Here is an 8,728-nt window from a genome sequence, read left to right as displayed (position 1 = left end):
CGTGCGGCGCGTGACCGCCGGGCCCGGTTCCGGGCGGCGGGTCCGGCGGCGTGGTCACCGGAGGGTCAGACGTTGACGCCGAAGTCGGCGGCGATCCCGGCGAGTCCGGAGGCATAGCCCTGGCCGACCGCGCGGAACTTCCATTCGGCGCCGTGCCGGTACAGCTCGCCGAAGACCATCGCGGTTTCCGTGGCGGCGTCCTCCGACAGGTCGTAACGGGCGATCTCGGCGCCGCCGGCCTGGTTGACGACGCGGATGAAGGCGTTGCGGACCTGGCCGAAGCTGTGGCCGCGGCTCTCGGCGTCGTGGATGGAGACCGGGAACACGATCCTGTCGACCTCGGCGGGTACGGCCGCGAGGTTCACCTTGACGACCTCGTCGTCGCCCTCCCCCTCACCGGTGAGGTTGTCGCCGGTGTGCTCGACCGAACCGTCCGGGCTGGTGAGGTTGTTGTAGAAGACGAAGTGCCGGTCGGAGAGGACCTTGCCGGAGGCGTCCAGGAGCAGGGCGGAGGCGTCGAGGTCGTAGTCGGTGCCGGTGGTGGTGCGCGTGTCCCAGCCCAGACCGACCAGGACGGCGGTCAGGCCCGGGGCCTCCTTGCTGAGCGAGACGTTGCCGCCCTTGGACAGGGAAACTCCCACGGTGTACTCCTCCTTGGCGTGTGCGGACGGGGCCCGCGGCACGGACCCGGACCAACAATCTACATGCTTGTAGAAGAAGTGGGAGGTGTGGCGCCGTGAACGGACTCCCGGTCGGTGGCGCCGCGGGTGTCCGGTGATCGCCGTTCCCCGATCGGGCGGCGCGGGCGAGGCGTTGCGCGGGGCGGCGGCGTGTCGCGTCGCCGGCGGTCAGGGTGTCCTCGGCGCGGTCCCGGCCGGTCGGTCCGCGGCCCCCGCCGGGCCGTCGACCGGGGCCCCGGAGTCGCCGGGGCGTCGCACCTCTCACGGGCCGGTAAGGCCTTAATTTTGCACGACGTGCATTTTTGCATACCATGCAAATCATGTCGGAGAAGGGTGCCGCGGGGGGCGGACTGCGGGAACGGAAGAAGCGGGCGACGCGTGCCGCGCTCGCCGAGGCCGCGGTGCGCCTGGCCGCCGAGCACGGCGCCGAGAAGGTCACCGTCGAGGCGATCAGCGCGGCGGCCGGGGTGTCCGTGCGGACCTTCTTCAACTACTTCGACACACGCGACGACGCCTTCGTCGTGATCGACGCGGACGCGGGCGCCCGGATGCGGCAGGCGGTGCTCGACGCGCCGGCCGCGCTCTCCCCGCTGGAGGCCCTGCGCGAGGCCATGGTGGCGGAACTCGCCGAGGCGGAGCAGCAGCACGAGCTGTGGCGGCTGCACGCCCAGGTGCTGCACGCCTCGCCGCACCTGCTGGTGCGCAGTCTCGGCGCGCACATGGCGGACGAGACCGAACTGGCGGAGGCCATCGCCGCGCGCATCCGCGCCGGCGGCCGGCCGGCGACCGCGTCCGTCCCCGGGGCCGTCCCCGGACCCGGGTCCGACGAGGAACGGCGCAAGGCGCTCGACCTGTACCCGCGGCTGCTGGCCGCGGTGGCGGGCACCGCGGTGCGGACCAGCGTGGAGCACTGGTACGCCCGGCAGGAGGAAGGTGCCTTTCTCGACGTCTTCCAGGAGGTGTTCGCCCTCCTCGCCGCCGGTCTCCCCGCTCCTCCCGCTCCTCCCGCCTGAGTCACCGCGTCGGCCGCCCGGTTTCCGGCCGCGGCCACCGTCCCTGCTGTTCGTCCCCTGCTGTCCGTCCGCGTCCCGGGTGCGCCGACGCGCCGGCCCGTGCCGGCGCCCGGCCCGCGCGGACCGTCCGACCACCATCACCGAAAGAGAACTCGTGACCTCACCCCCGGCGCCCGCCGACGCGCCTCCCACCTCCATGACCCACCGGCAGATACTCCAGGCCATGTCCGGCCTGATGGCCGGCATGTTCGTCGCGGTCCTGGCCGGCACCGTCGTGTCCAACGCGCTGCCCACGATCATCACCGACCTGGGGGCCAGCCAGTCCTCCTACACCTGGGTCGTCACCTCCGAACTGCTGGCCATGACCGCGACGGTGCCCCTGTGGGGGAAGCTGTCCGACCTCTTCAACAAGAAGCTGCTGCTCCAGCTCTCGCTGGGCATGTTCGTGGTCGGCTCGCTGCTGGCGGGCTTCTCTCACGGTGTCGGCCTGCTGATCTTCAGCCGGGTCGTGCAGGGCATCGGCGCGGGCGGTCTGACCGCCCTCGCGCAGGTCGTGATGGCCTCCATCATCCCGCCCCGTCAGCTGGGCAGGTACGCCGGTATCTTCGGTGCCGTCTTCGCGGTGGGCACCGTGGCCGGGCCGCTGGTCGGCGGTGTGCTGGTCGACACCTCCTGGCTGGGCTGGCGCTGGTGCTTCTTCATCGGCGTGCCGTTCTCGCTGTTCGCCATCGCGCTGCTGCAGCGCACGCTGCGGCTGCCCACCTCGCGGCGCGAGGTGCGGATCGACTGGCTCGGCGCCTTCCTGATCGTCGCCGGTGTCTGCGCGCTGCTCATCTGGGTGTCGCTGGCCGGCAACGAGTTCGACTGGGCGTCCTGGCAGACCGCCGCCCTCGCGGGCGGTGGCGTGCTGCTGCTGGCCGCCGCGGTGCTCGTGGAGGCCCGTACCCCCGAGCCGGTCATCCCGCTCGGCATCTTCCGCAACCGCACGGTGACGCTGACCACCGTCGCCAGCCTCCTGGTCGGTGTCGCCATGTTCGGCGGGACCGTCTTCCTCTCGCAGTACTTCCAGGTGTCCCTGGGCAAGTCGCCGACCGTCGCCGGTCTGATGAGCCTGCCCATGATCCTGGGCCTGCTGGTGTCGTCGACCGTCGCCGGGCAGGTGATCAGCCGGACCGGCAAGTGGAAGCGGTACCTGGTGGCGGGCGCGGTCGTCATGACCGCCGGTCTCGGGCTGCTCTCCACGATCGGAGTCGACACCCACTTCGGCCTCCTCAGCCTCTACATGGCGGTGCTCGGCGTCGGCGTCGGCATGCTGATGCAGAACCTGGTGCTCGCCGCCCAGAACGACGTGCCCGCCGCCGAACTGGGCGCCGCCACCTCCGTGCTGTCCTTCTTCCGCAGCATGGGCGGCACCATCGGCACCAGCGTCCTCGGCGCGATCCTCGCCAACCGGGTCGCCAGCGAGATGACCAAGGGACTCGGGGAGGCGGGCGTCACCGCGCCGGCCGGTGAGGGCTCGGGCGAGGGCGGCGTCCCGGACATGTCCACGCTGCCCGCCCCGATGCGGTCCGTCGTCGAGCACGCCTACGGTGTCGCCACGGCCGACCTGTTCCTCATCGCCACGCCGTTCGCGCTGCTCGCGCTGGTCGCCGTCGTGTTCCTGAAGGAGAAGCCGCTGAAGACCACCAGCGGCATGGAGCGCCTCGCCGAGGAGTCCGGCGCCTCGGACACCGCGTCGGAGCAGGGACTCGGGAAAAGCGGTACGTCGTCGGCGGGCAAGGACCCGGCGACGCCGGTCGGCTGAGCCGGAACCCGGCAGACAGGACGCGCGGAACGGGACGGGGCCGCCCACCACACAGGTGGGCGGCCCCGTCCCGTTCCCGGGCACCGTCCCGGCCGCGGGCCACCGCGACCGGACCGGCCGGTGCCCGCCCGCCGCATGCCCGGGGCGTCACCAGCCGGGCGGCTTGGCGGTGCCCAGGGCGCGGGTGACGGTGATCTCGATGACCACCCGGTTCGGGTTGACGCGCGGCTGCTTGTAGCGCTCGGCGTAGCGGCGCTCGGCCTCGGCCACGGACCCGGCGTCGTCCCTGACGACGGCGGTGCCCTCCAGGGTGCACCAGCGTCGGCCGTCGACCTGGCTGACGGCGACCACGGCCCCCGGTCCGGCCCGGCGCACGTTGCGGACCTTCTTGCTCTTGGCGTCGCTGATGACCCGGGCGATACGGGTCTCGGGGTCGTACGTGACCCCGACGGGCACCAGGTGCGGGGTGCCGTCCTCGGGGCGCCGGGTGGCCAGGAAGCACACCCGGCGCTCCTGCCAGAAGGTGGCGCCGGTCTCCGCTTCGGCCTCGGTGCCGGCCGGCGGCGGGGTGTCGGGGTGCAACGCTTCTCCTCGGTGCGGACGGCGTGGACGGTGCGGCTGCGCAGGAGGCCCCGGTCACGCCCGGGACGGTCCGAGTCCGGGGGCCTGTATGCCGACCGTACGCCGTGGGCCTCCTCCGCCCGCACGCGGGGGCGTACGGGCCGGCCCGCCGTGCCGCGCCCGGCACGTTGCCGGGGCCCACGGTCAGGGGCTCGTGAGGATGACGAGCTGCCGGGTCGCCCGGGTCATCGCGACATAGCGGTCCACCGCTCCTTCGGCACCCTCGCCGAACGTCTCCGGGTCGATGAGGACGACCAGGTCGAACTCGAGCCCCTTCGACAGCTCCGGGGTCAGCGACCGGACGCGGGACGTCGCCCGGAACGCGGGATCACCGATGACGCAGGCGATCCCGTCGGCATGTGCGGCGAGCCAGGTGTCGAGGACCGTGCCCAGGTCCGCGACGGATCCGTGGACGACGGGGACGCCGCCGGTGCGGATGGAGGCCGGCACGTTGGCGTCCGGGAGCACGGACCGGATGACCGGCTCGGCCTCCGCCATGACCTCTTCCGGCGTCCGGTAGTTGATGCTCAGGGACGCCAGGTCGATCCGGTCGAACCCGACCCGCTCGAGCCGTTCCCGCCACGATTCGGTGAACCCGCGCCGGGCCTGGGCGCGGTCCCCGACGACGGTGAAGCTCCGGGACGGGCAGCGCAGCAGCAGCATCTGCCACTCCGCGTCGGTCAGTTCCTGGGCCTCGTCCACGATGACGTGCGCGAACGGGCCGGCGAGCAGGTCCGGGTCGGCGGTGGGCAGGGCGGTCTCGTCGACCAGGGAGTTCCGCATGTCCTGCCCGTGCAGCATGACCAGCACGCCTTCGCCGTCGTCATGGGTGTGGGCCTCGAGCAGGTCGTCGATGACCCTGTCCATGCGCTCGCGTTCGGCGGCGAGCGCGGCGTCGTGCCGGCGCCTGCGCCGCGACGCCTCCGGGTCGCCGAGCCGCTGCCGTGCCGCGTCCAACAGCGGCAGATCGGACACCGTCCAGGCCCGGGCGTCCGCGCGCTGCAGCGCGCGGACCTCGTCGCGGCTGAGCCAGGGAGCGCACATCCGCAGGTAGGCGGGCACCGACCACAGGTCCCCGACCAGGTCGGCCGCTTCGAGCAGCGGCCACGCGCGGTTGAAGGCCGTGAGCAGTTCCCTGTTCTGTCGCAGCGACTTGCGGAGCAGGCCGGGTGGGACATCGTCACCGTGCCTGTCCGTCAGGATGTCGAGCAGCTCCTCCCAGATCTGGTCGCGCGCCTCGTTGTGCGGGGCGCCGGGCTCTGCCGCTGCGAACGCCACGGCCCAGTCCTCGGCGCTCAGCCGGACGTCGGACCAGTGGGTCGTGACCGTCATCCCCTCGGTGGGCGGCTCCTCGTAGAACCTGACGGCCGTCTCGATCGCCCTCACCATGTCCGCGGACGACTTCAGGCGGGCCACGTCCGGGTCGGTCTCCAGCCCCGCCGCGGCACCCTCGGCGACGAGGTCCCGCAGGACGCAGGTCTGCACGCCCTCCTCTCCGAGGCTGGGGAGGACGTCGGAGACGTAGGCCAGGTAGGGCCGGTGCGGACCGACGAACAGCACGCCGCCCCGACGGTGACCGAGGCGGGGGTCGGAGTGGAGGAGGTAGGCGGCGCGGTGCAGGGCGACGACGGTCTTCCCCGTGCCCGGACCGCCGTCGACGACGAGAGCGCCGCGGGATCCCGCACGGATGATGGCGTCCTGGTCGGCCTGGATGGTGCCGAGCACGTCCCGCATCCGTGGTGACCGATGGCCGCCCAGGCCGGCGATGAAGGCGGACTGGTCGTCGAGCGCGGCGTGCCCGACCAGGCCCTCCGAGGTGAACACCTCGTCCCAGTAGTCGCTGATCCGGCCGTCGGTCCAGCGGTACCTGCGGCGGCTCACCAGACCCATGGGGTCGGCGTGGGTGGCCCCGAAGAACGGCTCGGCCGCGGGGGAGCGCCAGTCGAGCAGCAGCCGGCGACCTGCGCTGTCCGTGAGGCCGAGCCGTCCGATGTACACGGGCTCGGGGCTGTCCGCGCCGACCATGCGCCCGAGGCACAGGTCCAGGCCGAAGCGGCGCAGTGCGCGCAGCCGGGCGGTCAGCCGGTGGACCTCCCTGTCCCGGTCCATCGCCTGCCGGCCTTTGCCGCCGGGCGCCCTGCGCTCGGCATCGAGGCGGTCGGTCAGATCGGCGATCGACTCCTCGAGGCACCGCGCGATGGCCGCGAAGTGCTGCTCGTCGCCGGCGATCAGCGCCGGGTCGGCCTTGGGGGAGAGACGGTCGGGAAGGTCGAAGGCACTGGTGGTCAAGGGGTTCACGTCATCGGCTCCGGTATGAGGCCGCTCGCGGTCGTGGCGCGCGGCAGCCTGGTGGGACGGTCCCGCGTGGTGCACGCGGGTACGGGCGGTCCTTCTCAGCCGACCGCGTCGAGCAGCAGCCGCGCGGCCACCGTCGCCCCGTCGGTGCGGATCGTGCCGGCCACGGCGGTCGCCCGGGCGCGGGCCCCGGGGGTCAGGGCCGTGCCGAGCGCGGCCGACAGGGACGCGACGGTCGGGGTCGGGCCGTCGTGCGCCGCGCCGATGCCCAGATCGGCCACTCGGCCGGCCCAGTACGGCTGGTCCGCGGCCTGGGGCACCACCACCTGGGGCGCACCGGCCCGGGCGGCCGTCGTGGTGGTGCCCGCGCCGCCGTGGTGCACGACGGCGGCCACCCGGCCGAACAGCGCCTGATGGTTGGCCTCGCCGACGACGAGACAGTCGTCCCGGTCGTCGACCGGGGCCAGGCCGGCCCAGCCGCGGGAGACGAGGACGCGACGGCCCTGCGCGCGGACCGCCTCGACGGCCACGCGGGCGACGTCCCGCGAGGCGTGCAGGGGCATGCTGCCGAAGCCCACGTACACCGGTGGTGTGCCGGCGTCCAGGAAGGCCTCCACCTCGGCCGGCAGTGGCCGTTCGTCGGGCAGGAGCCACGCGCCGGTCTGTACGACGTCGAGGTCCGGCGTCTTCCGCCACGGGTCCAGGAACGGATCCGTCGCCAGCCACGGCCGGTCGCCGACGACGTAGGCGCGGACGTCGTCCACCGGTGGCAGACCGATCGACGCCCGGTTCGTGTTGAGCGCCTCGCCGAACAGCGCGTTCGCGCTGCGGGCGTCCAGGTCCCACAGCACCCGGCGGTCGGTCACCCCCGGCGGGAACGGCCGGCCCGGATACGCCAGCGGCGGGCGGTGCGGCGACGGAAGGGTGAGCTGCTGGAAGGTCACGGACACGGAGCGGACGCCCAGCTTCTCGGCCACCGAGAGCGCGCCGGCCGCCGCCGGCATCATGCCGGTCGCCACCAGCACGTCGCACCCCTCGGCCGCCGCGGTGACCGCCTCGAACTGGCCGGCGATCAACTCGGCCGCACGCTGAGGCAGGGACGAGGGCGCCGGCGCTCCGGTCGTCAGCGCGCGCGCCGACCGGCCGACCGGTACCAGCGGTACGCCGGCCCCGGCCAGCCGCTGCGCGAAGTCCTCGTCGGGAGGCGCGCACACCCGCGCCTCCGCGCCGAGTTCCCGCAACCGCACCGCGAGTCCCACCAGCGGTTCGAGGTCCCCGCGAGATCCATACGTCGACACCAACACACGCACTGAGCGACCCTCGTTTCCCCAGGTTCTGGTCAAGGCCGGCAATTCTGCGGCAGGACCGGGGCCTTGCCGCAAGCCCCCCGGTGCGCTATACGTTGAGAGTGGCAAGGAGTGGGTCGTCCCCCCTTGCCTTTGTCTTTGCCCCTGCCTCTGTCGTCCGCAGCGGGCGGGCAAGCCCCTCGCGCGGCGGCGGTGCGGGGCACACGGCGACCGCGTCGCTCCAGGTCGGACGGATAGTGTGGGCCCGTCAGCGAAGATCGCAGAAGGACGGAGCACATGGCGGACATCATGGAGACGGCGGCGCGGAAGGTCTTCGAGCGCTACGACGTGGACGGGGACGGCCTGGTCACCGCGGACGAGTACCGGAAGGTCGTGGCGGAGCTGGAGGGTTCCGAGATCACCGCGTCGCAGGCCCGGGAACTGATCGACGCGCTCGACACCGACGGCGACGGCCAGATGTCCTTCGAGGAGTTCTGGGCGGCCCTGAACCGCTGACTCCCCGGTCCGGCACGCGAGCGTGCCGGGCCGAACGGGTCACGATCATGCCGTGAACGGGACCGGCGGAACGGCCGGTGAGCGGATCGCCCGGGAGCGGCGGGACTTCAGGATCACCTCCGCCCCGTCAGGCGAGGGTGCTCTCCTCCCCGTACTCGAATCGGCGCAGCGCGTCGCGGCCGGGGCGCCGGCCGCGGACGCGGGCCGGTCCGGCCGCGCGGGCTTCCGGCGGATCCGTCTCCCGCTGCCCGAGTTCCGCCGTCGCCTCCTGACGGATCCGCCGGACGACGGCGTGGATGCCGGTCGCGTGGTTCATGGCACGGAACGGCGGAAGCGGCCATGGCGGTGGGCGTGCGCGCGTACGCGGCCCGGCGGTTCGTCCGGTACAGGCCCCGCCGGCACCTCAAGGCCGGCCCGGTCGTCCGCCGGCTCCCTTCGGCCGGGCCGCCGCCGGCTCTCCTCGGCCGGGCCGCCGCCGGTGCCTCGCGGTCCCGTGTCCGCGAGGCACCGGCG

At 73.4% G+C, this 8,728-nt stretch carries 8 protein-coding genes; 3 read left to right on the top strand and 5 right to left on the bottom strand.

What is annotated here, in order from left to right:
• Nucleotides 1-65: 65 nt before the first annotated feature.
• On the bottom strand, nucleotides 66-641 hold the full coding sequence (locus RIM90_RS28660) for a TerD family protein (RefSeq protein ID WP_309063657.1): 576 nt from the start codon (nucleotides 639-641) through the stop codon (nucleotides 66-68).
• A gap of 350 nt (nucleotides 642-991) precedes the next feature.
• Between RIM90_RS28660 and RIM90_RS28655 the strand changes: the two genes are divergently transcribed.
• The gene (locus RIM90_RS28655; protein WP_309063656.1) at nucleotides 992-1,693 is read left to right on the top strand and encodes a helix-turn-helix domain-containing protein; all 702 of its coding nucleotides are present in this window, start codon (nucleotides 992-994) and stop codon (nucleotides 1,691-1,693) included.
• A gap of 196 nt (nucleotides 1,694-1,889) precedes the next feature.
• Nucleotides 1,890-3,497, top strand: a complete 1,608-nt coding sequence (locus tag RIM90_RS28650; RefSeq protein ID WP_309063659.1) for an MDR family MFS transporter — start codon at nucleotides 1,890-1,892, stop codon at nucleotides 3,495-3,497.
• A 147-nt stretch (nucleotides 3,498-3,644) separates the two neighbouring features.
• Here the strand turns inward: RIM90_RS28650 and RIM90_RS28645 are convergent, their stop codons facing one another.
• The 3 genes from RIM90_RS28645 to RIM90_RS28635 form a co-directional block, all read right to left on the bottom strand.
• Entirely contained in the window at nucleotides 3,645-4,079 is a 435-nt protein-coding gene (locus RIM90_RS28645; RefSeq protein WP_309063655.1) for a TIGR03618 family F420-dependent PPOX class oxidoreductase, read from the bottom strand.
• 183 nt (nucleotides 4,080-4,262) lie between these two features.
• Nucleotides 4,263-6,416 (bottom strand): RNA polymerase recycling motor ATPase HelR, encoded by a 2,154-nt coding sequence (helR, locus tag RIM90_RS28640; protein WP_309063654.1) that lies wholly within the window; start codon nucleotides 6,414-6,416, stop codon nucleotides 4,263-4,265.
• Nucleotides 6,417-6,511: 95 nt separating this feature from the next.
• Nucleotides 6,512-7,717, bottom strand: coding sequence for a glycosyltransferase (locus tag RIM90_RS28635; RefSeq protein WP_309063658.1), 1,206 nt, complete (start codon nucleotides 7,715-7,717; stop codon nucleotides 6,512-6,514).
• Between the two features lie 279 nt (nucleotides 7,718-7,996).
• Here RIM90_RS28635 and RIM90_RS28630 point away from each other — a divergent pair, with 279 nt between their 5' ends.
• Complete coding sequence (locus RIM90_RS28630) at nucleotides 7,997-8,215, top strand: EF-hand domain-containing protein (protein WP_309063653.1); 219 nt, start codon at nucleotides 7,997-7,999, stop codon at nucleotides 8,213-8,215.
• 127 nt (nucleotides 8,216-8,342) lie between these two features.
• Here the strand turns inward: RIM90_RS28630 and RIM90_RS28625 are convergent, their stop codons facing one another.
• Nucleotides 8,343-8,531, bottom strand: a complete 189-nt coding sequence (locus tag RIM90_RS28625; protein ID WP_309063652.1) for a hypothetical protein — start codon at nucleotides 8,529-8,531, stop codon at nucleotides 8,343-8,345.
• Nucleotides 8,532-8,728: the final 197 nt, after the last annotated feature.

The sequence above is a fragment of the Streptomyces sp. genome, assembly GCF_031181555.1.
GTDB classification, from domain to species: Bacteria; Actinomycetota; Actinomycetes; order Streptomycetales; family Streptomycetaceae; genus Streptomyces; species Streptomyces fimbriatus.
This window is presented reverse-complemented; position numbering and strand designations above follow the sequence as displayed.